Below are 20,766 nucleotides of genomic sequence, written 5' to 3' on the forward strand. Positions count from 1 at the left end.
TATTGCCTGTTCGTATTGTTTTCGCTTATAATTGCGGTACACAATTTTTAGGAAAAAGGAGTATATAAAAATGACTTGGGAACTTTCTGTTGATGCTTTTCTTTCTGATCTGTTAAAACATGGTCGTAAATCCTCCACTGTTAAACAATATCGCTACGATCTCACACTTTTTACATCTTGGCTTCAGAAACACTCCAAATTGCCCCCAGAATCGTTTTTTCGTTCTTTTGATACAAACATATTAGATAGGTACTTAAAGGCATTTAAAATAGGCCGTGGAGCGTCGGTTTCTAATGTAAAGCGTGTGCGTGGCATTCTAATTAACTTTTTACAATTTCATGGCGCCGCCCAAGATTTAAAAAGTGACGTCTCCCCTCCTGGACTGACTTCTAAACACTTTGCATCAGACAAAGAAATTACAAAGCTATTCCGCGTCATGCGTAGTTATAACGGGTTAACCGACTACCAGGCGTCAGGAAGAAAGTTTATTCTGGAACGTAACCTTTTATTGATCCACTTCATGTTAGATTATGGGCTATCTATCCAGGACATTCTCACGCTATCCATGCACGATATACACTTTGGGACACATACGATTACCCCAGGAGGGCTACACGCCCACAAACGATCCATTACCCTTTCAAAAGAACATGTAAAACTTTCCTTATCGTATTACAACAAGATTCCTAATCTTGTTAGACCGCGCCAACAAACGGACGATCCCTTCTTTGTGGCGTTTGATTTCGGCCCACAAACATTCCGCTGGGACTATGAAAAAGATCAACCCGCCGCTTTAACTAGAATCGCTGTACAACGCATGTTACAGAAAGAAGCGAAACGCGCTGAAATCCATATAACGCCTACTATGCTACGGAACCGTTTTGTACTAAATGCACTACAGAATGACATGAAACCCATTGAAATTAAATCGTTTTTGGGATTGAAAAGCGTTGAGGCCTTGCATAGATATGTGCAATTTTGGAATAAACAGCAATAACTAGAGTTTTTTCTAAACGCAAAAAAGCCCTGGTACAATCAAAACCAGGGTCTTATGCTTCAAAATCTGTATCATTCACTTCCGAACTAGTTGAATAGGAGCTTGATACCTATAAATTCCAAAATATACTTATCTGGAATATGCAATTATTAAAAACCTTTAAAATAATTTAATCAATAATTGTAAATATATTGATTCTACATTAAAATGAAAGTTAGAAAATATTCTTATACTCATAATTTGTTACATATTAGGAGGAAAAATGGATTTTTACGATTTAGGTATAACTATTAAAGAACTTAGGGTTAAAAAAAATATATCACAATCCGAATTATGTTATGGAATATGTTCACAAAGTCAAATTAGTAAGATTGAAAAGGGCATGATTTATCCATCTAGCATATTGTTATATCAATTATCTGAAAGACTTGGTGTTGATCCAAATACTATATTTGCACTAACTCAAAACAAAAAATTAAAATATATAGAAAATGTAAAATATGTAATAAAGGATTGCATAAGACAACATCAATATACAGAGCTTTATGAAATAGTAACAAAAGAAAAAAACTTAAATAATTTTCAAACAAATGAAGATAAACAATTTCTACTATGGCATGAAGCAATTGCTATATATCGTGTAAATAACTCAATAAAAGCGGCTTTAACTCTTTTAAATAATGCATTAAAACTAACTGTAACCAATATTGATTTTTTATCAGAGAGAGAAATAGATATTATGCATACGATGTCTATACTTCATGCAGAAAATAAAGAGTACAAAAAAAGTATTAATATATTAAAAAGATGTTTAACTAATTTTAATAAGTTAGATTTTCCTAGAGATAAAGAAATTAAATTAAAAATCATTTATAATTTATCCAAATGCTTCAATTACACATATCAATACGAAGAGGCAATAAAATACATTGATATGGGTATCCAATTGGCTATTAATCTAAATACTTTTTATTTATTGGGTGAACTATACTATGCAAAAGGTTATAATTTATTAAAACTTGAACAATCTAATGAAGAAAATGTAGCTAATAACATGGAAAAAGCGTTATTTATATTTGAATTAACAAAAAACGAAAAAAAATTACAAATAATTAAAGAAGAATATTTTAAAAATCAAAATAAAGAAAAAGATCTATAATTTCTTAAAAATCACATACAAAATACAACAGAACCCACTAGGAAAATCCTTGTGTTTTTTTATCTTCCCTTTTAAGGTAGAGGCCGATGTATCTAAAAGGATTAAAAACTAATTACATAAATATAAAAAACTCTCTTTATATGCACACATACAAAGAGAGTTTAAAAGGATACAACCTTTAAGTTAGTGATGAATATTTAGTATATCATGGAAACAATATGTAAAGTTTGCAATAACTGATTTGCAACAATATCATCAATTGAAAATTTAATATAGCGCATTCATAATATTGACAAACACAAAAATAGATATGCATATCTATTCATAACGTAATGATTCAATAGGATCGAGTTTCGCAGCTTTATTTGCTGGAATTAATCCGAAAACAATACCAAGAGTCATAGAAAATAATACTCCACCAACAACAACTTCCCATGAAACAAGAGGAGGCCACCCTGCAATTTTTGAAACAATGTAAGCTCCACTATAACCAAGGGCAATTCCTATTAATCCACCAAGAAGTGTTAACATGACCGCTTCGATTAAAAATTGTAATAAAATTTTACTACGTGTTGCTCCAAGTGCCTTTCTAACACCAATTTCACGTGTACGCTCTGTAACTGATACAAGCATGATATTCATTACACCAATACCACCAACAACTAATGAAATACCCGCTACCCCACTAATAACCATAGTCATGATTTTTGTTAATTGCGAAAGACCTTCTTGTAATTTTTTAAGATCCATAATTTCATATTTTCCAGAAATATCACTTGATTTACGATTATTTAAAACATCAACTGCTTTTTTCCCTGCTCCTTCAAGCTGATCAGGTACCTTTGCTTGAACAACAATATTTTGAATGTCACTTGTCCCATATATTGTTGGCCAAATAGAAATCGGAATTAATAATTCTGGCATGCTCATACCCATAAAACCATTATCAGATTTATAAATACCAATAACTTGTAAGGGCTGACCTTTAATTTCAATGATCTTACCAACAGGATTTTCTTTTGGATAAAAAATATCTTTTACATCTGTACTAATCATCACCACATTATTACCTTGTTCAACATCATATTTATTTAAAGCTCTACCTTTTTTTAATTGTATTTGATTTACTTCAAAATATTCACTGTCCAACCCTATAACACTTGCCATATCCTTTTTTTCATTCAAATTAAGAGGTTCCATACTTGAATTAGTGGTTATAACATGTTTGATTTCGGGAATTTTTTTAATTTCAAAAAGGTCTTCATCTGTTATTTTTGGTCTTTGCCCCATTGACAAAGGTTCATTCATATCTTCTTTAAATTGAATAGGAACTGTATTATTTCCGGAACCTGAAAACTCAGATTTCAAAGCCATTTCTCCACCTTGTCCAATTGCAACGACAGTAATAATCGAACCTACCCCGATAATAATACCGAGCATCGTAAGAGCTGAACGAAGTTTATGAGCTAAAATAGAAGATAGAGCAATTTTTATACTATCTAGTAAACTCATACTGCACACCTTCTATCTTCTGTAATTTTCCCATCTCGTAGTACAATACGACGAGATGAATATGCTGCTACTTCCTCTTCATGCGTAACCATAACAATTGTTGTACCTTCGGCATTAAGCTTCGTAAAAATATCCATAACTTGCTCACCGGACTTTGTATCAAGCGCACCGGTTGGCTCATCGGCCATAATGAACGTTGGATTATTCGCAATCGCCCTTGCAATTGCTACACGTTGCTTCTGTCCTCCTGATAATTCATTCGGTAAATGATGCACACGGTCTGCTAACCCTACTTTACCTAATGCTTCTAAAGCACGCTTTCGACGTTCTGCTTTCTTCACGCCACCATATACGAGCGGAAGTTCAACATTTTCCACCGCAGAAAGACGAGGCAGTAAATTGAAATGCTGAAATACAAAACCGATATATTCATTACGAATTAAAGCAAGCTTTGACTCGTCTGCTGTTAAAATATTTACGTCGTTCAGCATATACTCGCCTTCTGTTGGACGATCTAAACAACCGATAATATTCATAAGCGTTGACTTACCAGAACCAGACGGTCCCATAATCGAAACAAATTCACCGCTTTGAATAGCTAAACTAATACCGTGCAAAATCGGTACCGCCAGTTTCCCTTGATAATACGTTTTAGCAATATGATTTAACATAATCATTTCTCTTTCACTTCCATTCCGTCATACACGTCGTCGGAAGGATTTTTAACAACTTTTTGCCCAACTGTTACGCCTTCTACAATCTCTGTCCAATCTCCATCAGTAGAACCTTTTTTCACATTTTGTTTATGAAGCTTTCCTTTATCCTCAACATAAACAAATGCATCATCACCTTTTTCTACAATGCTCTTACTTGGAACAGCAACCATCTTCTTATTCTCTAAATTTACTTGTAGAGAAACGTGATAACCTGGAGATAAATCATCTTGACTATCAAGACTTGCTTTATATATATATTGAGACATATTTTGAGTCGCTTCACCCATACCACCAGCTTGAGCCATCTCTGCACTCGTTGGGAATTCACTTACCTCCGTAATCTTACCTGTCCACTTCTTCTTATTATTCGCTTTCGCAGTTACAGTGAATGTTTGATCCTTTTGAATTTGTGACTTTTGAAGTTCAGTTAATGTCCCTTGAATTTGGAACTGATCTTTAGAAGCGACTTGTAAAAATGCTTTTCCTTGACCACCTAACGCTTGAGATGAACTTTGTGCAGCATCTTCATCTAACTTTTGAACGACACCAGCAAACTTACTATAAATCGTAAGCTCTTTTTGTTTTTTACTTAATTCTTCTTTTTGTAATTTTCCTTTTTCTTTCTCAAGCTCAATTGTCTTTTGTCCTATTTCTAACTCACTTACTTGCTCTTCCATCGGATCTGTTACTTCTTTCCCAGCTCCGCTATCTTTCATCTTCTTAATTTCTTTCTTCAACGAATCAATCTTCTTTTTCCCTTGATCATGACGCATATCGGCCATCTTCTGATCAAGGTCAGCTTGCTTCATTTGAAGGTTAATCTCTTCATTATCATAAGAGAATAACTTCGTACCTTTGTCTACTTCTTGCCCTTCTTTCACTTCAATATCTTTCACTTTTCCTTTAGTCGGATCCGCATAGAAACTTTCAATATTACCAGGCTTCACTTGTCCAGAAATTAACTTTGTATTATTCAGCTTACGCTCTGTCACCTTCTCAAAACTTACAGCATCAGCATTTGTTGATGCCCCCTTCTTCTTCCCTTGCATAACAAAAATATTAATAGCAGCAACAATAATAATTAACGCTATAACTCCAATTATTATCCATTTCTTTTTCTTTTTTGGAGTACGAACTGTGTTTTGTAACATTTTCTTTCCCCTTTATTTTTTAATTTTTATATCTAAATAATAAGTTATCAAATACGAATAAACAACATTAAATATACATTTTTTTCAAATAATAACAATTACAAGAGTTAAAAAAGGTCTAACCCAACAAGAGTTGGCCGATATTGTAAACTTTAAAAGACAAACCATTAGTCTTATTGAAAGTAATAAATATAACCCTTCTTTAAAAGCTTATATTCATATAACAAAAATACTAGATGAGTTACTTTGAATACCTTTATTTTTTGTTTTGTCGTAATAGGTGCTGTCACATACAAATATAACTTAGCTGAAAATTTCACTGGATGGTTATCAATGCTAGCAAGACCCATTATATTTTTCGCTTTCCTATCTGCTATTCAATATCTTATTGCTATATTTATTTTATTTAAGAAGTCATTTTTTGTTGATTCGATAAAAGTTGATATAGTTGATTATTCTTAATTAATTGATCGTGTGTACCAAATCCCGAAACTTTCCCCTGATCTAAAACAACAATTTGATCAGCATTTTGAATAGTAGAAATACGATGAGCAATTACAATAGTTGTTTTTTTACAAACAAGATTTTCTAAGGCATGTTTAATCATATTTTCTGAATTAGTATCAAGATTTGCAGTAGCCTCATCCAATAATAAAAATGGAGTATCTCTTAAAAATGCCCTAGCAATTGATATACGTTGTTTTTGACCTCCTGAAAGATTAATTCCCCTTTCACCTAAAACAGTATCATATCCATCTGAAAAACTTGTTATAAACTCATGACAGTTTGCTAAAATAGATGCTTTTATAATTTCATCTTCAGAGACTTCTCTTTGAACACCATATATAATATTTTCACGAATTGTACCCACTAATATAGGACAATCTTGTGAAACATAACTAAACATAGACCTCCATTTATCAAGATCTATATTCAAATGAGATTTTCCATCCAATAAAATTTCACCTTTAAGAGGATCATAAAATCTTTCTAATAAATAAAATAAAGTAGTTTTTCCAACTCCACTAGGACCAACAAGTGCAGTAACAGTATTAGGCATAATTTTTAAATTAATATTTTCAAAAATACTTTTTTCATCATAAGCAAAACCAATATCCTTTAATTCCAATATCCCAAATGATGGTTCTTTTGAAAAGTAATCATTATTTTTTTCATCTTTTTCATCTAAAATATTAAAAATTCGTTCCGTAGACCCTTTAGCAGATTGAACATTTGTAATAAAACGACTCATGACACCCACTGGTCCTACAATTTGAAATAAATATAAAATAAATGCTAATAACTCACCAGAAGAAAGATAGCCTTCACTTACTCTATATGAACCAAACCCAACTACAACAACTATAATGAGAGTAATTGATACCGTCATCAATGGAATTAAAATAGCTTCTATTTTCGCTCTTTTCATTCCATTTACATATAATTCTTCTATTTTCCTCTTACCTCTTTCAAATTCAAAATTCTCTGTACCATAAGATTTTATTAAACGAATTTCGCCAAGAACTTGAGAAAGCAACGCTGTAAATTCCGACATTTTTTCTTGCTGTTCATAAGATACTTTATAAAGCTTTTTACTAATTGGTATAACTATAAATAAAGTAACTGGAACTGCAGATAAAAGTGTTAAAGTCATAGGAACATCTAATAAAAACAAAATAACAACAGCACCAATCATAGATAATCCACTTGAAAACAAATCGGCAATCTCACTTGATAATAAATTCATAGTAACTGTTGTATCATTAGTAACACGACTAATAATTTCACCAGGTTGATTTTTACTATAAAAATCAACCTTAAGATTTAAAACTTTTCTCCATATCATTTTTCTTAAATTAAGAACAACCCTTTGTCCAACCAAAGATAAAAGATACAAAGAAAGTGACATTGAAATAATCTCTACAATTAATAAAAATAAAACTAAAAATAATAATTCATATGAAAAACCTTTAGAAAGTTGTTCAATTTGCTCTTTTAATATTAAAGGTATAATTAAAGAACATCCTGAATTAATTAAGCCAAATATTACCCCTAAAAAAAGTGTAACTTTAGGTGGTGTTGTAATTTCCCATAATGCTTTTAAACTAACATCTTTATCTTTCTCCATAATACATGTACTCCTTTATCTATTATTTAATAATAAGTTTTTTGAATATATCTATCGAAAACACTTTATTATCGCCATATGAATTCGAAAAGATTTCTTACAAAATTATCATTAAATGAAAAAAATACAAAAACAAAATGAAATCTCTTGGTATATTAATTAAAAGGGTAGCTAGTGGCGCAGGCGGTTACGCTATAGAAAGACTTTTTAATTGGCATAAAAACTAAATAAAAAACCAGCTTAAGAATTAAGCTGGTTTTTTATTTGTTAATTTTAATATAAATATAAATAGATTATTATTTAATTCTTTTACCAGTATAACCTTCAATTAAACCTTTATAAAATTCCATATAATTAACCCACATTTAGTATTCACCTCCTACAAAACTTAACTAAATAATTAGATATTATCTAAACCAACCACCAATTGTACGACCAAGTTCACGCCATGCTGTTCCCATGATTATCACCTCTTTTACATAAATTACATATACAAATATATACATAATAATGGTAATAGTCAATACATAAATTACAATTATTACATAAAATTCAAAAAAATATAAAACAGGAGTTTTACCAATATAAACTTTTGTTTATTAATTTACATTCATTTTCCCTTTAACATTAGTTGCATATCATTTCTTTTGATATTCTCCAAATACTAAATAAAATTATACATTACACTCAAAAACTATACATACCCAGGATTCATGCTACATTTAAAGGAAATCGTTACTTCCCAGAGATTGATTTCTCTCTATGGAAAGAAGTATATACTGAAAAAGGAATTCAATACGATAAAAACCCCTATGAATACTACTTTCATGCATTTAAAAAAATAAAATAAGCCTATAATTGAACTTCTCATAACTAAAATTATGTAAATAAAAAAGCCCTGTTGCAAGCAAAAATAGGGCTTTTTTAAGCTATTCCATACAAGGACTGCTAGCTTAAAAGTTTTATATATTATTATTTTTTAAATGGTGGTAAATATTTGGTTGGATCTACACGTTCACCATGAAGTGTATCTGTTCTTACTTCCAAGTGAAGGTGATTACCTGTCGCTTCTCCCGTTTTACCAACTTCTCCTATCTTTTGACTCGCTTCTACTGTGTCGCCTTTTTTTACTGACATCTTACTCATATGGGCATATAAGGTATAAAGTTTCTTTTTATTGTACGTATGTTCGATAACTACTACATTACCATAATCAGTAAACCCATTTTTTTTGCTTCCAAAATCAGCAAAAACTACTTTACCAGATTGAACAGCATCTATTCTTGTTCCTTGTGGTGCTGCAAAATCAAAGCCTTTATGTACTCTACCATTCTTTTTATCTAAATTATAAGGATCGGTGGAAGTTACTTTTTTCATATCTATAGGCATCTTTGCTATATCTTTAAATTCCGATGCCTTAACTGCAGCGTTGATTTCATACTTCACTGAATCATAATCTGGCGATTCAGCAAATGCATTTCCACTAACCGAGAATAATAAACCTGTTGCTAAGGTACTTACTATCATTTTCTTAAACATAATTAATCCCCCTTGAATATCTTTATAAGTTACACAATAAATATATCACTTTTATAAAATTTGTTAATATTTTGAATTTTTATAAATATTTATACGAATTTTGTTAATATTTGGATTATATTTTAGCAATTAGAAAATAGAAGGTTGTCAGAAAGCGCGTAAAACCACATACAAATCCTATTTAATTAATGATAAATTGAACTACCTTAACTTTAACTTCGTTTAGAACGAGGAATTCCTAAGTGAAGAGTTCTATCAAACTCTAATTTATTGACTATCTCCGTAGTTTTTGTGGTTAAGAAGCCTTATCACTTCATTGTATAAGGAAAATCTTCTATCGAAAAAAAAGAAAAGATACAAACACATTGTGAACAACGCATAAATATCAATTAAAGTTAACAATAAATTTATTGTTAACTTTAATTGATATTTAAAAATAAAAATAATAATAAAACCGCATATTTATGGGTTTTATTATTATTTTTATTTGTTAACTTATTTCAAAAATATACTTCCAATAATACTAAAAAAATGTTATCTTGTTAACAAGATAACTAAAGGAGTGAATAGTTAATGAAAATTACTATGATGAATAAGGATTCTGGTAACTCACTTGATATGAACTTAATTGATGGTTTCTATATCGAAACTCCTACAAACGTAGTAGAAATCAGTAAAGATGAAGCTGACTCTCATTTTGTAGCAACCATTACTAATCCTAAAGAATTATTATCTCGCCTACTTATTTCAACAACAATCCCAGGAGAAGACACTGAACGATTCTTCTTAGTTGGCGACGAAGCTGGAAAACATGCATTAGCTAACAATCATGTCAATAAACTCCATGATAAAATTACAAGTCCTATCCCTTACGTAATGTTTTTATCAGCTGTTTCTTTCTATCATGCTATTAATGAAACTCGTGAATCAGATGACAACACAGTTGAAATTGAATATTTCCAAACAATGTTACCTATATGGTTACTAAAACGAACAGCTAAATTTAGTGAAGCGCAAAATGCAATGGCGGAACGATTTGCTGGAGAGCATGAAGTTACAATACATACACCAGGAATGGAAAAAACATTAAAAATAACTGTAGAAAAGGCAACTTGTCGTATCGAAGGAGAAATTGCACGTTTAGCAATTAAAAAGAATTTCGAATTAGAAGATCGTGAAGAAGCAAGACAATTCGATAACAACGATACAGTACTTGTTGATATTGGTGGCGGAACGATTGATCTAGTATTATCACCAGCCGGTTTAAAATCACCTAAGAACCGTGATTCAATGCAACCGATAGACAAATTATCTTATCTATCTCATATTGAAAAATTAAGAAAAGAAAAGTTCTTAGAAAAATTCTCTGATTTACGTTCATTTGAAACATTTATAGTGAACAATTTCCAAAAACCCAAAATGGAATTAGTTGACGGAAACACTGGTCAGCGCGTAGATTTAACGGACAAAATTCGCTCTTCCTTAAAAGAGTTTGCTAAGTTTCTAATTTTAAAAATCCAAGATGTAATGCCTGCACCAGCTGATAAAGTTTATAAATATGTTTATTTCGGTGGTGTTGCCCCAATACTAGAAACTAGCATTCATGAAGTCATTGAAGAAATGTATGGAGCTGAAATCGCTCAAGCAAATCATATTTTCTTACCAGATTCACGTAAATTAAATTTATATGGTCTTGAAGTAAAAAGTCGCGGTGAAATGCTGCAAAAAACAGAGAAATAAGTATAGTCAGAAAGGAGGAGCCGCATTATGGGACGTACTAAAAAGACCGAGAAACAAACAGTGTTTGGGCTTCGAACAGATCACATGAGCGAAGAAGTTTATAATCACCTTGAGCAAAAAGCCCGCTCAAAAAAGCTTGCAACTTATATTATTCAATTAGTTGAACAAGACTTAACACAAAAAGAGCCCTTTGATGCAAAAAAAGAACTTCTAAAAGTCTCAAAAAACCAAGAACAAATGATGAACGCTATAAAACATATTACACAAACCATTTCAGATCTCCAGGTGGCTCCTGTATCTGCTGTTCTTATGCAAAGCGATGAAAATACCCATAATTCTCTGGCAGACGATTTATTAAAAGATGTAGGTCAAATGGGACAATTAATCACTAATACCAACATTACAGGTTCATTAGATGAAGACGATTTAGAAGATCCTGATTTCTAAAACAAAAAGAGTTGCCTGTATGAGAGCAACTCTTTTTGTTTTTTATAAACTTAAAATATCCCAAATAGCTTCTTTCTTTTGGGTTCTTGGTTAGAAATATCAGCTTTAGCGTTGAGTTTTTCTAATTCTGTCATAATAAGATCAAGTTTCTTTTCTAATTCCTGATTTTTTTCACGCTCTGCTTCAAGCTCTTGTTTAAATAAATCATTGCTTTGACGTTCAATTTCAAGTTCTTTTCGAAAACCTATAAATTCAGTCTTGATATCTTCTAGGAAGTTCCTGATTTCGCTCGATATGGATTGTAGCGCGTATTGTTCCTCTTCACCTTGAACCCTTGTCACAGCAACCTCCGAACGCGCTACACCCTGTGTCGCACGGGAATGCTGTGTCATCAACACGCTAACAGCGTGATTCAACGAAACCTTAGTTTTTTCTCTAATCTCTTTTAAAGTATTAAAAACTGTTACATCATCGGCATGATACAGTCTTGTATCGCCATCTTTATTAAACTCATAGCCTTGTTTTTCGAGTTCTAAGCTATATTTTCTGATTGTACTCTCTGCTAGATTGGTGATACGGGAGACATCTATTGTTTTTAAATACACTTCACTTACAACATCATCTCTGCTCTCCATTCAACCACCTCCATTATAGTATCGCTACACTCTTACCACAGTATCATTTTACTAATCCTTAATACTCATTGTACACTTTTTATCCCACTTGCAAGCAAGTTTTTTATCTCTCAATTCCTGCTTAATACTTGCAAGGGAATCCCATAGCGCTCCGTATTATTTTCTATTAGTCTTCGCTTTAGCTACTCAGCATGCCTATATCAATAGTATAGCACCCATTAATTTTGATCTTTGTTATAGGGATCCCTAATTCCATTTAATTACTCTGTTAATTCCTAGAGTATCTTTTTCTGTCTTCCCATTACTTTAGTTTATTCTTTAACAACTACGCATTCACCTTGTGCTATAGCATTGATATACTCTTAAATAAAACTTTGATGAAATGCGTGAATCACAAAAACTTATTAAAACCACCTAAGAACAAAAACAAGGATCCTGGTCTAAGTTCTTTTCAAAAAATAAAGACGTATGATGGAGTTTTTCATCATACGTCTTATTCCTGTTCTAACATAACAAAACCGGTTTCTTTAGAAGGTTCTATCCCTGATTCATTTAATTTTGCCACCAACAAAAGTATTTGTTTTTTAAACCCATTATTTAATGCAATGTCAGTAATACGAATCACTTTCCATCCATTTGTTTTCATGTATTTATCCCGTCTACTGTCTCGTTTGATTCCTTCTGGTGTTCGATGAAAAGGCCCATCAATCTCTACGTCTATTTTTAAACCATTTGGGGCAAAAAATGCAAAATCTAACTTAAAACGCTTATTAGGTACTTTATATTGTATAGTTGGATAATAACCTTTAAAGCGCAATGCATCATATACTCGCTTTTCTAATCTGTTAGAGCATTTCACCCGTTGTGAATCATTATTAGGATTATAAGTAGATGATGGAGTGAGAATTTGTGCCAAAAGAAAAAATATAATTGTGCAACCCAATACAACGAATAAACCTGTCATCTTTTCACACTCCAATAAAAAGTTTTAAGCTAATGCTCAAAACGTAATATACCCAAACCCTTTCTATATATCCTTTTCCAACCACATATCTTATACAAATAAAACAAAACAGTCTTTTTTTATGTTCTTTAGATATAGATTAAGTTGAATTTTTTGGGAAAGTGCTTTGCAAAGATTTGTTGTATGATGCGTAAGGCAAATCTTTGCATTGTATGTATACCTCATTCCAATCAAAATTATTAATAAATCGTTCGTGTAAATACTCTATGAATCTCGTTCTCTTTTATTTTACTTAAATTTAAGTTGAATTGAATTGTATATGAATTTAACTTCCTGTCCATAATTGTAAATAAAAAATTAAGAACAGGAGAGTGAGCTAAATGTTTTTCCGCAAAAATAGGACTAAATTAAAAAAATGGTTAGATCGGCAAGGAATTGAACAACAGGAACTAGCCAAAAAGTCAAAAGTTTCTGTTCAAACAATCAGTAAAGCATGTAGAGATAGAGAGTATATCCCCAAACCTGAAATCATGAAAAAGCTATTACATACTATTAGAAAAATTGATCCTCACGCCAAAATCAATGACTTTTGGGACATGTAAAAAGCACAAGAAACAGTATCTTGTGCTTTCATAATTTTACTTTGACTGAACCTATTTGAACCGAAATGTCTTTAAGTTGCTGTACTTGTGTAAGAAAATGCTGAATAGAAGGCGCTTGAAAAATACGGAAATTAGAACTAGAGATTGGATATTTGAGGTCAGTAATGATTAAAAGTGAGGGAAATACCATATTATGTTTCGGTTGCCAGGATTCTTTTTTCCATTCCATGCTACGAAAATACGATTCATAACGTTTTATTTTCGTTTGGATCGTAGCCTTATTATAAATCGAGTTCTGGACTTCTATAAAGAATGGACTTTTACGCCAAATGGTGAATATATCGGGTTCCATATAACCTTTCTTATACTTAGGTTCTACCTGAAATACTTTCGGTCTTTCGGTTCTTAATAACTGCTTATATACATTCACAATCGCTAAAAAATGACGTATCTTTTGGCTTCCTTTACGAATAGTATTTGGATAAGGAAAATATACATATGGACGTTGTGATGTATCTACATCAATATATCCTTCGCGGCTTAACCGCTTTGTAACAGTATTACAACATGTTACTGCATTTTTTACATTTCTAAAATGAAGATCAATAATATCATCACGCGACATACATCTAAATTGCTGTAAATGGCCTATAATTTGCTTATCTCTATTCGTTAGCATCATCTAACACCCCAAAGATTTTATCTTCTCGATGATCTTGTTCTTCCTTCTTTACACTTTGCTCTTTAGATAAACGATACGGTTCTATTATTTCTTTTGCCTGGTCCAATGCCAAAAAAGGAGCCTGCACCTTTTTTAAACCATCTAATTTTAAAATCATTTGGCCCGATTGACTTAAATTTTCTGATCCAGGCGTCCCCACAATGTTACTATTAATTAAATCCGCACATTTAAAGCCCATTCTTACCGTCAAATTGAGCTTTAACTTACCATCAAGTATTTTGGCATCTGGACGTTGCATGCTTAACATGAGGAAGATACCAAGCGATCTGCCAACAGCTGATATTTTTTCTATTATGGTGACACATTCCTTTTCGTCCTGTAGCATTGCTACTTCATCAATGGCAATAAAAAGATAGGGTAAAGGTTTATCTTTTTTTATTTGGTTGTATTCATCAATATGACCCAGCTCATATTCTTCCATTAACTTTCTTCTATGCAATACCTCTTTCCATAATTTTGATAACATGTTCATCATTTCATGTTCTTCCATGCAAACATACTTCACGTGCTTCACTCTTCTTAAAAAATGAAACTCTGAATTTTTCAAGTCCCCCAGGTACAAATGTAAATGCTCTGGTGACATATGTTGGATTAATGTGGCTAAAATCACGCGCACCATACTACTTTTTCCGCTTCCTGTTTCTCCCGCAATCAGTAAATGAGGTGTATTTGAATCAACCATATCATACACAATCGCATTCCCGAATTGGTCCCGCCCTACTACCACAGGAAGACGATATTGTTTCAATAATGGCTGCCATTGTTTATAACTGTAATCGTAAGGCTGTAAACTTGCATTAGAATGAAATACATGGAGTACGAACTTTTTAATATTGCCTTCCATCATAAGATTTTCGCCTAGTATTTGTTGAAAACAAAACCATTTCTTATGAATTTGAGTTGGATCAACTCCGTTTGGCAATGTAAAAGTGTACCGTACACTTTCTTTCCCTTCGTAAACATCATGAATCGTAGGATAAATGGGGGCCTTTCCACCTCGTGTAATGTGTTCATCGTATAGCTTTGCTTTCTTAAATACTTCTTCTAACTGATATTTATATTTTTTCTTTTTTAACCACCTTTTCATTGTTCACCCTCCTTACAACATATGTAAAATGCGAATAAATACATAACCAATGAATCCAATGCCTCCAATTCTTACACCATAATACAGACCATTAGACAGGAGATGGGATGCAAAAACATAATCATTTCGTACTAAGTATTTCTCCAATAAAACAGCTCCAATTGTAAGACCGCCTACTATTCCCAGGGCTACATACGTATGAACAAGCGGTGATGACATATGAAAAAATGCGAACGGACTAATAGGGCCAATACTATATATTTTTGTTTGCTTTTTCTTCTTATAAGATTGGTCCATAAAGGCTTGAAAAGAAATTGTTTCTTTTCGATTCAGCATGTTTTCCCTCCTAAAAAAAGAATATTGTTAACAAATTTGGTATCCAGTCCAATACAAAGCATATACAATCTAACACCATATGAGAGGTATTCTTAATGAGTTCCAATGTATCAACAGGTACATTTGTTATGAAACTTGCAAGTACATCTGGTAACTTTCGTATTTCTCGTGCTGTACTGTCTAATGGCTCTGTCACATACCAACTAATCCACCTATATAAGAAATCTGTTGTATCCGTTGTACTCATTGCATTTTGATTGAGCGTATCCCACCCGCACATAATTTCGTTTGTTGAACTTCCACACCATTCTGTAATTTCTTTCACATTTCGAAATTGCGGACTAGGTATGTTGTTCCATCCTCTCGTTAGATCATCCCTCAAATAATATTTAATTTGATTACCAATAATCTCATAAGAATTATTCATTGTTCCCCCTCCTTTTTCTCATTCCGTTCCTCCTACTATAAACAAAACTCAAAATCCCCTAAAAACATGTGCCAATCGAGGATTTCTTTTGATAGTACTATCATGATAGATTCTTTGGTTATAAGGTTGATATCCACTTTGGTAATTGCTTTGGTAAAGAATATGTATCGCTGATTGTCTGATATGCAATTCCAAACCTTGTCTTTACAAATAAACCTTGCTACCGTCCAACTTCATAAAATTTAATGATACAATATAATAGGAATTTCAAATCAATTCAGAAAATAGAGGAGGAAACAACTATGTCACTTTTACAGCAACATTTTGAAGAAAGAAGAGAATACATTTTCAATCGTCTTAAACAACCAGAATACATGGAAAGAAGCATAGAAAAAGTTCGACAAGCTCAAAAAGAGATCAAAAATACAGTGCGAACGATTAAAGATTTGTTACTCCTGGATAAAACAACTGATCCTTGTTTACCAGAAGTCGCTCAATTTTCTCTTCAACACATTATGAATTCCGAGTCGTTTGAGAATGTCAAAAAACTTGTTCCATCCTCTATAAAAAAGTTAAGTGAAGAAGAACGCGCAAAAGTATTAGATGAAACATTAAGCGTAGCAAACCAAATCATGAATCTAGAACGTACTGTTTTTATCATGATGTTTAATGCAAAAGAGAAAATCCTCATGGATGCTTATAAGAAAAAGCCTAGATCACAAACAGAACTTCATTACGATGTTGCTGACAAAGAAGGGTTCGACAAAGCTTTTTATGAAGAGCGTATTGATTCATTACAAAATGACATTCGTGTACTATCTTTCAAAAAGCTTTGTGAGAATGAACCCGCACCAGAGGATTTAGAACTATTCAAACAACGTTATGAAACAATTATTTTACCAAAGGTACAAGAGATTGTTTCCCTAATTGAACCAAGTTTAATAGATGTAGACGTATTTTTAAATTCAGTAATTGAGTATGGTGTAGGAGAAATCACTTTAGATGAAATGATTCAAAAACTACACAAAAACCTTTCTCTATTTCACGAATTATCAAAGGTTGAATATTGCCCAACGGTTGGGCTAACAGTAAAAGAATATGTATTCTTAGAAGCTATGAACCGTTCCGAAAAAGGAGAGGAGTTGCAACCATCTAAATGATGCATACACAAGAAAAATTTTATGAGAAGTTAATAGAAGAGAAAAAAGAAGTAACGATTTTTCTAATAAACGGTGTCAGAGTACCTGGGAAAATTATCGCCGTTGATAAATTTTCGGTACTGGTTTTAAGCAATGGAAAGCAAATGTTCCTTTATAAACAAGCGATTTCGACTGTTTCTTTATAGAATAACGAACTTTCAAAATATTACAATTATAACCTTTTTATCCTTTTTAAGGTATATCCACGTCAAAAATTCCCATACATAATGTACTCTTAGATATAAGAGTTAGTTTTTTTCCTTTAGGGCAAGGCTGGTTTCAGCCATGTTTTTTGTTTGCAATTTTTTGGATACAATTTTTCAAGAGAAAAAGGCAAACAATATAAATACTTTCTGAAAGTGTTCAATTCAAGTTCAACAAAAAGCATTTGTTATTCTATAGCAAATGCTTTTTGACAAATTATATTCTTTTTTATAACATAAAAAGGAATTGAGTGGTCGAGACTCAATTCCTTAGGTGAAGTCATTTGCCAACGAATACCTGGTGAAAGAATCCTTCTTTTATGATTGGATTCTTTTACTTTGTTTTGAGCATGAAATGTAATACTGTATATGCCATTTTTCTTTTTGAGCATCCTCGTTTAAGTGCTAATTGTTGTAAGAGTTTTTGCTCAAATGGTGATAATTCAATTTCTACAAAATGTTGAAAAGCATGAGATTGCCTTACAGGTATATCCTCTATATAGATATAGTCTAAACCTTCTGTTACTAACTCCGATGCAATTTGATCTAAATTTTCGTTATATAATGCGAACTCTTCCAATCTTTCATGTAAATGTGGTTCTAATGAAATTAATAACTTCTTATTATTTTTTCGGAATTTCTGTTTCTGGCCTTTCCAGTAATTTTGCTCTTGCATAACTGCATGTAACATTTTGATTCCCCCTATTTATAATTTAAATTTGTGTTTCCTCCTTAAAATCAAATCCCTACTTATTGTTTCTTACGGTATCAATTGCGGCTAAACAAGCGGCTATCCCAAGACGCTTTTCACAATATATTTTCTTGTTCACTGTTAGGTACCAGCACCCTTTTTCTTTTACACTCAATAGATCGTCATATTGCCTCCCTAATTTTTCTAGAATAAAAGTGGATTCCTCAACAGGATTGAAATATTCAATCGGCATTCTAATAAATGGCGTACGATTCTAACCCCAAAAACTCTTTTGCAATGACATAATCTAGCCTTTCTGTTGCAACAGATAAATCATGATATGGTATCCACCAATTAGAATCACTCATAGCCACAAACTCTTTTGCAATACTGTTGTATAGGATTTGACAAATACTAATCCCTTCAAAATCATCTTGTGTGACAACAAAATCAGACTGTCTTAATTTGTGCCCGTTTTTATCCGTTGTACCAATTTCAAATTCTTCACTTTTCAACAATTGGACTGTTTTCATCACATTAAATTCCTTCTTTATTTCTTACATAGACATGCTAAAATATTTTTGAAGGCATCTTATTTCTTGTGCCCTTCACCAATAGGATCACTCATCACACTTCCCCTTTCTGTTGCTTGATAGCAATGGAAAGGGTTTCTTTTGTAAAGCGGCTTTTACTCTCTTGCATAGCATTTTTGAAGCAATTTCAACTTTGTTTCTTTGCAAAGAACTCTCCATACAGATACACCGATTTTCATTTTCTAGCCTCCCTTTTATAATTCTTCTCCACATTTATGACAAACCGTTATTGATTCATCTGTTCCTTTAATTTCGATTGTTTGATTATCTCCATGCATACAAGAAATTTCTTTGTCTTCTATCTGTTTTTTTATATGAATTACAACTTCCTCAATGCAGAAATAACATAGTCTCCCTAAAGCAAATCCTTCCGCGGCAATCTCTCCACACGCTCTACATTTGTAATCTTCCATGTGATTGCTCCTTTCTATCTTAAAGGACTAATTCACTAAGCTGACAGCAATCAACGCACTAATTAAGATCAAACCAATAAATTGCATGGTACTTTTTAATGATTGGATCAATGCTTTCTCTCCTTTCTAGAGGGATGATTTTAAAAATAGGCGTTCTTCCATATGCCTTCCTTCTAAAATCCAAATAGGATACCCGAAAATAAGTAAGTGAAAAGCATCATAAAAATTGAGGTTGCAAAGAAACCATAAAACCAAATCTGATTAGAAATATTTTCTTCAATACCAAAGTAACAATTTAACTTTTTTGTAATTTTCTGAAATATATGAATAAAATTTTTTGAGGAATTTAAATTTAAGGTGAGGTTGTGTTAAAATAGGCTCACCAGACGTAATTTTGATAAGGATTTGTTTCATAGCCATTCTTCCTTTCTTAAATTATGTTGGCCCATAAGAGGAAGGTGTTTTTCCAGGCTGGCAGGCGCGGAAACATCTTTCTCTTTTGTTTTTTACTTTTTATTTTTCGGTTCACCAAACCATTCATGCATTGCGTCAATCGATACAAGCCAAGACCTTTGATCCCGTTTATATATGCGGTTTGGATCACGCGGCGGTTCAAAATATTTAATCAAACCGCGTTCAATCATACAATCAATTTGTTCTTCTTTTGCTAAAGATGGTTTTACCTTGTTTTTTACTGTTTCATAGGGTATCCCCCATCTTATAGCCGCTTCTTGAAGAAACATATACTTATCTATTTCCTTCATTAACAAGTCCCTTTCTAAATCTATAAATTTTTTTTATATGAACCTCCTTTCAATATAAAGTTAACCTATATAGGTTAAGGATTCAAGTGTTTTCCTATTTTTTCTTTCGAATTTTTTCGACAAATAAAAAAGCCCTATCAAGATAGGACTTTTGTACCTTAAAGAATCAAATACAAAATGAACTTTTCGCTTTCTAAGGTCTTTTTAGGAAAGACTCCACAATTCACTAATAGCACACATGCTACATATTTGGGGTTCAGCCGAGATACGTGTAAAATCAGGTCATAGTAATACAGTATTTACGAGAAATCGTTTTTTGAGGATATTTGCAATAGTAGTTCCCTAAGAGAATCCTACTCTATGCTATAAATTCAAAAACTTGATAAATAAATCTTATGACTTTAAATACACAGCAATTATTGAATGAGCTTATTGTTATTCATTAACTATATTGAATATTTTTTTTGTTATAATTGTAAGTATAGGCCCTGCATGTTCAATGATTTTAACCTGATAAATCCAATCACCATGATTATCACCATTCACTAATATAGCCTTGCCTTCATATTCTACAAGCTTTAGCTCTATTATAGGTCTTCCTACTGACATACTATCCTCTGTCAATTTGATATAAGAATCAGAAGTCTGAGGATCTACAATCTTAAACTTACCATTTTGTACGATTCCAAGAAAATTCCCTTCCATACTCTGTCTCCTTATT

Annotated in this window: 24 protein-coding genes and 2 pseudogenes; 9 read left to right on the top strand and 17 right to left on the bottom strand. The window is 32.2% G+C overall.

Annotation, left to right across the window (positions count from 1 at the left end; genetic code table 11):
* The first annotated feature begins 70 nt into the window (after positions 1-70).
* Both ACTFRY_RS28355 and ACTFRY_RS28360 read left to right on the top strand, forming a co-directional pair.
* Positions 71-997, top strand: a complete 927-nt coding sequence (locus ACTFRY_RS28355) for a tyrosine-type recombinase/integrase (RefSeq protein WP_440032468.1) — start codon at positions 71-73, stop codon at positions 995-997.
* 262 nt (positions 998-1,259) lie between these two features.
* Entirely contained in the window at positions 1,260-2,156 is an 897-nt protein-coding gene (locus ACTFRY_RS28360) for a helix-turn-helix domain-containing protein (RefSeq protein ID WP_440032469.1), read from the top strand.
* Positions 2,157-2,474: 318 nt separating this feature from the next.
* Here ACTFRY_RS28360 and ACTFRY_RS28365 read toward each other — a convergent pair whose 3' ends face one another.
* Genes ACTFRY_RS28365 through ACTFRY_RS28375 form a run of 3 tightly spaced genes read right to left on the bottom strand, consistent with a single transcriptional unit; the run spans position 2,475 to position 5,535 of the window.
* Positions 2,475-3,668, bottom strand: coding sequence for an ABC transporter permease (locus ACTFRY_RS28365; RefSeq protein ID WP_088322272.1), 1,194 nt, complete (start codon positions 3,666-3,668; stop codon positions 2,475-2,477).
* The gene (locus ACTFRY_RS28370) at positions 3,665-4,345 is read right to left on the bottom strand and encodes an ABC transporter ATP-binding protein (protein WP_088322271.1); all 681 of its coding nucleotides are present in this window, start codon (positions 4,343-4,345) and stop codon (positions 3,665-3,667) included. The genes ACTFRY_RS28365 and ACTFRY_RS28370 overlap by 4 nt, the downstream gene beginning before the upstream one ends.
* Positions 4,342-5,535 (bottom strand): efflux RND transporter periplasmic adaptor subunit, encoded by a 1,194-nt coding sequence (locus tag ACTFRY_RS28375; RefSeq protein WP_088322270.1) that lies wholly within the window; start codon positions 5,533-5,535, stop codon positions 4,342-4,344. The genes ACTFRY_RS28370 and ACTFRY_RS28375 overlap by 4 nt, the downstream gene beginning before the upstream one ends.
* An 88-nt stretch (positions 5,536-5,623) precedes the next feature.
* Between ACTFRY_RS28375 and ACTFRY_RS28380 the strand changes: the two genes are divergently transcribed.
* Positions 5,624-5,785, top strand: a complete 162-nt coding sequence (locus tag ACTFRY_RS28380) for a helix-turn-helix transcriptional regulator (RefSeq protein WP_440032488.1) — start codon at positions 5,624-5,626, stop codon at positions 5,783-5,785.
* 156 nt (positions 5,786-5,941) lie between these two features.
* On the opposite strand, the gene ACTFRY_RS28385 is transcribed toward ACTFRY_RS28380, so the two are convergent.
* The gene (locus tag ACTFRY_RS28385) at positions 5,942-7,663 is read right to left on the bottom strand and encodes an ABC transporter ATP-binding protein (RefSeq protein ID WP_088322268.1); all 1,722 of its coding nucleotides are present in this window, start codon (positions 7,661-7,663) and stop codon (positions 5,942-5,944) included.
* A 631-nt stretch (positions 7,664-8,294) separates the two neighbouring features.
* Between ACTFRY_RS28385 and ACTFRY_RS28390 the strand changes: the two genes are divergently transcribed.
* A complete protein-coding gene (locus tag ACTFRY_RS28390; protein ID WP_440032470.1) occupies positions 8,295-8,513 on the top strand; it encodes a dihydrofolate reductase in 219 nt (72 codons plus the stop codon).
* 122 nt (positions 8,514-8,635) lie between these two features.
* On the opposite strand, the gene ACTFRY_RS28395 is transcribed toward ACTFRY_RS28390, so the two are convergent.
* Positions 8,636-9,202, bottom strand: coding sequence for a M23 family metallopeptidase (locus ACTFRY_RS28395; RefSeq protein WP_088322266.1), 567 nt, complete (start codon positions 9,200-9,202; stop codon positions 8,636-8,638).
* A 573-nt stretch (positions 9,203-9,775) separates the two neighbouring features.
* Between ACTFRY_RS28395 and ACTFRY_RS28400 the strand changes: the two genes are divergently transcribed.
* Both ACTFRY_RS28400 and ACTFRY_RS28405 read left to right on the top strand, forming a co-directional pair.
* Positions 9,776-10,942, top strand: a complete 1,167-nt coding sequence (locus ACTFRY_RS28400; protein ID WP_000705233.1) for a ParM/StbA family protein — start codon at positions 9,776-9,778, stop codon at positions 10,940-10,942.
* Between the two features lie 27 nt (positions 10,943-10,969).
* Positions 10,970-11,389, top strand: a complete 420-nt coding sequence (locus ACTFRY_RS28405) for a hypothetical protein (protein ID WP_088322265.1) — start codon at positions 10,970-10,972, stop codon at positions 11,387-11,389.
* Positions 11,390-11,439: 50 nt separating this feature from the next.
* Here ACTFRY_RS28405 and ACTFRY_RS28410 read toward each other — a convergent pair whose 3' ends face one another.
* Both ACTFRY_RS28410 and ACTFRY_RS28415 read right to left on the bottom strand, forming a co-directional pair.
* A complete protein-coding gene (locus ACTFRY_RS28410) occupies positions 11,440-12,024 on the bottom strand; it encodes a hypothetical protein (protein WP_065211901.1) in 585 nt (194 codons plus the stop codon).
* A 493-nt stretch (positions 12,025-12,517) separates the two neighbouring features.
* Entirely contained in the window at positions 12,518-12,988 is a 471-nt protein-coding gene (locus ACTFRY_RS28415; RefSeq protein WP_440032471.1) for an endonuclease domain-containing protein, read from the bottom strand.
* Positions 12,989-13,368: 380 nt separating this feature from the next.
* Between ACTFRY_RS28415 and ACTFRY_RS28420 the strand changes: the two genes are divergently transcribed.
* Positions 13,369-13,590 carry a helix-turn-helix domain-containing protein gene (locus tag ACTFRY_RS28420; protein WP_153593481.1) on the top strand — a complete coding sequence of 74 codons (222 nt, stop codon included), beginning with the start codon at positions 13,369-13,371 and terminating at the stop codon, positions 13,588-13,590.
* 28 nt (positions 13,591-13,618) lie between these two features.
* On the opposite strand, the gene ACTFRY_RS28425 is transcribed toward ACTFRY_RS28420, so the two are convergent.
* Genes ACTFRY_RS28425 through ACTFRY_RS28440 form a run of 4 tightly spaced genes read right to left on the bottom strand, consistent with a single transcriptional unit; the run spans position 13,619 to position 16,182 of the window.
* A complete protein-coding gene (locus tag ACTFRY_RS28425; protein WP_440032472.1) occupies positions 13,619-14,272 on the bottom strand; it encodes a replication-relaxation family protein in 654 nt (217 codons plus the stop codon).
* Complete coding sequence (locus ACTFRY_RS28430) at positions 14,256-15,419, bottom strand: FtsK/SpoIIIE domain-containing protein (RefSeq protein WP_440032473.1); 1,164 nt, start codon at positions 15,417-15,419, stop codon at positions 14,256-14,258. Before ACTFRY_RS28430 ends, ACTFRY_RS28425 begins: the two co-directional genes overlap by 17 nt.
* 12 nt (positions 15,420-15,431) lie before the next feature.
* Positions 15,432-15,755, bottom strand: a complete 324-nt coding sequence (locus ACTFRY_RS28435; protein ID WP_440032474.1) for a hypothetical protein — start codon at positions 15,753-15,755, stop codon at positions 15,432-15,434.
* A gap of 10 nt (positions 15,756-15,765) precedes the next feature.
* Positions 15,766-16,182 (bottom strand): hypothetical protein, encoded by a 417-nt coding sequence (locus tag ACTFRY_RS28440; protein WP_440032475.1) that lies wholly within the window; start codon positions 16,180-16,182, stop codon positions 15,766-15,768.
* A gap of 302 nt (positions 16,183-16,484) precedes the next feature.
* Here ACTFRY_RS28440 and ACTFRY_RS28445 point away from each other — a divergent pair, with 302 nt between their 5' ends.
* Together ACTFRY_RS28445 and hfq are read left to right on the top strand one after the other, a co-directional pair.
* Positions 16,485-17,342, top strand: a complete 858-nt coding sequence (locus ACTFRY_RS28445; RefSeq protein WP_440032476.1) for a hypothetical protein — start codon at positions 16,485-16,487, stop codon at positions 17,340-17,342.
* Entirely contained in the window at positions 17,342-17,527 is a 186-nt protein-coding gene (hfq, locus tag ACTFRY_RS28450; RefSeq protein ID WP_170956888.1) for an RNA chaperone Hfq, read from the top strand. Before ACTFRY_RS28445 ends, hfq begins: the two co-directional genes overlap by 1 nt.
* A 391-nt stretch (positions 17,528-17,918) precedes the next feature.
* Here the strand turns inward: hfq and ACTFRY_RS28455 are convergent, their stop codons facing one another.
* The 6 genes and pseudogenes from ACTFRY_RS28455 to ACTFRY_RS28480 all read right to left on the bottom strand — a co-directional run bounded on the left by ACTFRY_RS28455 (position 17,919) and on the right by ACTFRY_RS28480 (position 20,750).
* A complete protein-coding gene (locus ACTFRY_RS28455; protein WP_440032477.1) occupies positions 17,919-18,275 on the bottom strand; it encodes a hypothetical protein in 357 nt (118 codons plus the stop codon).
* A gap of 55 nt (positions 18,276-18,330) precedes the next feature.
* Positions 18,331-18,808: pseudogene (locus ACTFRY_RS28460) on the bottom strand (hypothetical protein).
* 254 nt (positions 18,809-19,062) lie between these two features.
* Positions 19,063-19,281, bottom strand: coding sequence for a hypothetical protein (locus ACTFRY_RS28465; protein WP_440032478.1), 219 nt, complete (start codon positions 19,279-19,281; stop codon positions 19,063-19,065).
* Positions 19,282-19,454: 173 nt separating this feature from the next.
* Positions 19,455-19,695 (bottom strand): annotated as a pseudogene (locus tag ACTFRY_RS28470) (DUF3961 domain-containing protein).
* Positions 19,696-19,787: 92 nt separating this feature from the next.
* Positions 19,788-20,045 (bottom strand): DNA-binding protein, encoded by a 258-nt coding sequence (locus ACTFRY_RS28475; RefSeq protein WP_440032479.1) that lies wholly within the window; start codon positions 20,043-20,045, stop codon positions 19,788-19,790.
* Between the two features lie 435 nt (positions 20,046-20,480).
* Entirely contained in the window at positions 20,481-20,750 is a 270-nt protein-coding gene (locus ACTFRY_RS28480) for a hypothetical protein (protein WP_440032480.1), read from the bottom strand.
* Positions 20,751-20,766: the final 16 nt, after the last annotated feature.

The sequence above is a fragment of the Bacillus cereus group sp. MYBK195-1 genome, assembly GCF_051916605.1.
Classification (GTDB): domain Bacteria; phylum Bacillota; class Bacilli; order Bacillales; family Bacillaceae_G; genus Bacillus_A; species Bacillus_A cereus.

What these genes read in the sequence shown, in the direction of transcription:
- ACTFRY_RS28410 (WP_065211901.1), bottom strand. Translation starts at nt 12,024, where the DNA reads ATGGAGAGCAGAGATGATGTTGTAAGTGAAGTGTATTTAAAAACAATA.
- ACTFRY_RS28375 (WP_088322270.1), bottom strand. Translation starts at nt 5,535, where the DNA reads ATGTTACAAAACACAGTTCGTACTCCAAAAAAGAAAAAGAAATGGATA.
- ACTFRY_RS28405 (WP_088322265.1), top strand. Translation starts at nt 10,970, where the DNA reads ATGGGACGTACTAAAAAGACCGAGAAACAAACAGTGTTTGGGCTTCGA.
- ACTFRY_RS28480 (WP_440032480.1), bottom strand. Translation starts at nt 20,750, where the DNA reads ATGGAAGGGAATTTTCTTGGAATCGTACAAAATGGTAAGTTTAAGATT.
- ACTFRY_RS28355 (WP_440032468.1), top strand. Translation starts at nt 71, where the DNA reads ATGACTTGGGAACTTTCTGTTGATGCTTTTCTTTCTGATCTGTTAAAA.
- ACTFRY_RS28385 (WP_088322268.1), bottom strand. Translation starts at nt 7,663, where the DNA reads ATGGAGAAAGATAAAGATGTTAGTTTAAAAGCATTATGGGAAATTACA.
- ACTFRY_RS28395 (WP_088322266.1), bottom strand. Translation starts at nt 9,202, where the DNA reads ATGTTTAAGAAAATGATAGTAAGTACCTTAGCAACAGGTTTATTATTC.
- ACTFRY_RS28415 (WP_440032471.1), bottom strand. Translation starts at nt 12,988, where the DNA reads ATGACAGGTTTATTCGTTGTATTGGGTTGCACAATTATATTTTTTCTT.
- ACTFRY_RS28365 (WP_088322272.1), bottom strand. Translation starts at nt 3,668, where the DNA reads ATGAGTTTACTAGATAGTATAAAAATTGCTCTATCTTCTATTTTAGCT.
- ACTFRY_RS28420 (WP_153593481.1), top strand. Translation starts at nt 13,369, where the DNA reads ATGTTTTTCCGCAAAAATAGGACTAAATTAAAAAAATGGTTAGATCGG.
- ACTFRY_RS28445 (WP_440032476.1), top strand. Translation starts at nt 16,485, where the DNA reads ATGTCACTTTTACAGCAACATTTTGAAGAAAGAAGAGAATACATTTTC.
- hfq (WP_170956888.1), top strand. Translation starts at nt 17,342, where the DNA reads ATGCATACACAAGAAAAATTTTATGAGAAGTTAATAGAAGAGAAAAAA.
- ACTFRY_RS28465 (WP_440032478.1), bottom strand. Translation starts at nt 19,281, where the DNA reads ATGGAAGATTACAAATGTAGAGCGTGTGGAGAGATTGCCGCGGAAGGA.
- ACTFRY_RS28435 (WP_440032474.1), bottom strand. Translation starts at nt 15,755, where the DNA reads ATGCTGAATCGAAAAGAAACAATTTCTTTTCAAGCCTTTATGGACCAA.
- ACTFRY_RS28400 (WP_000705233.1), top strand. Translation starts at nt 9,776, where the DNA reads ATGAAAATTACTATGATGAATAAGGATTCTGGTAACTCACTTGATATG.
- ACTFRY_RS28370 (WP_088322271.1), bottom strand. Translation starts at nt 4,345, where the DNA reads ATGATTATGTTAAATCATATTGCTAAAACGTATTATCAAGGGAAACTG.
- ACTFRY_RS28425 (WP_440032472.1), bottom strand. Translation starts at nt 14,272, where the DNA reads ATGATGCTAACGAATAGAGATAAGCAAATTATAGGCCATTTACAGCAA.
- ACTFRY_RS28455 (WP_440032477.1), bottom strand. Translation starts at nt 18,275, where the DNA reads ATGTTACATGCAGTTATGCAAGAGCAAAATTACTGGAAAGGCCAGAAA.
- ACTFRY_RS28440 (WP_440032475.1), bottom strand. Translation starts at nt 16,182, where the DNA reads ATGAATAATTCTTATGAGATTATTGGTAATCAAATTAAATATTATTTG.
- ACTFRY_RS28430 (WP_440032473.1), bottom strand. Translation starts at nt 15,419, where the DNA reads ATGAAAAGGTGGTTAAAAAAGAAAAAATATAAATATCAGTTAGAAGAA.
- ACTFRY_RS28360 (WP_440032469.1), top strand. Translation starts at nt 1,260, where the DNA reads ATGGATTTTTACGATTTAGGTATAACTATTAAAGAACTTAGGGTTAAA.
- ACTFRY_RS28475 (WP_440032479.1), bottom strand. Translation starts at nt 20,045, where the DNA reads ATGAAGGAAATAGATAAGTATATGTTTCTTCAAGAAGCGGCTATAAGA.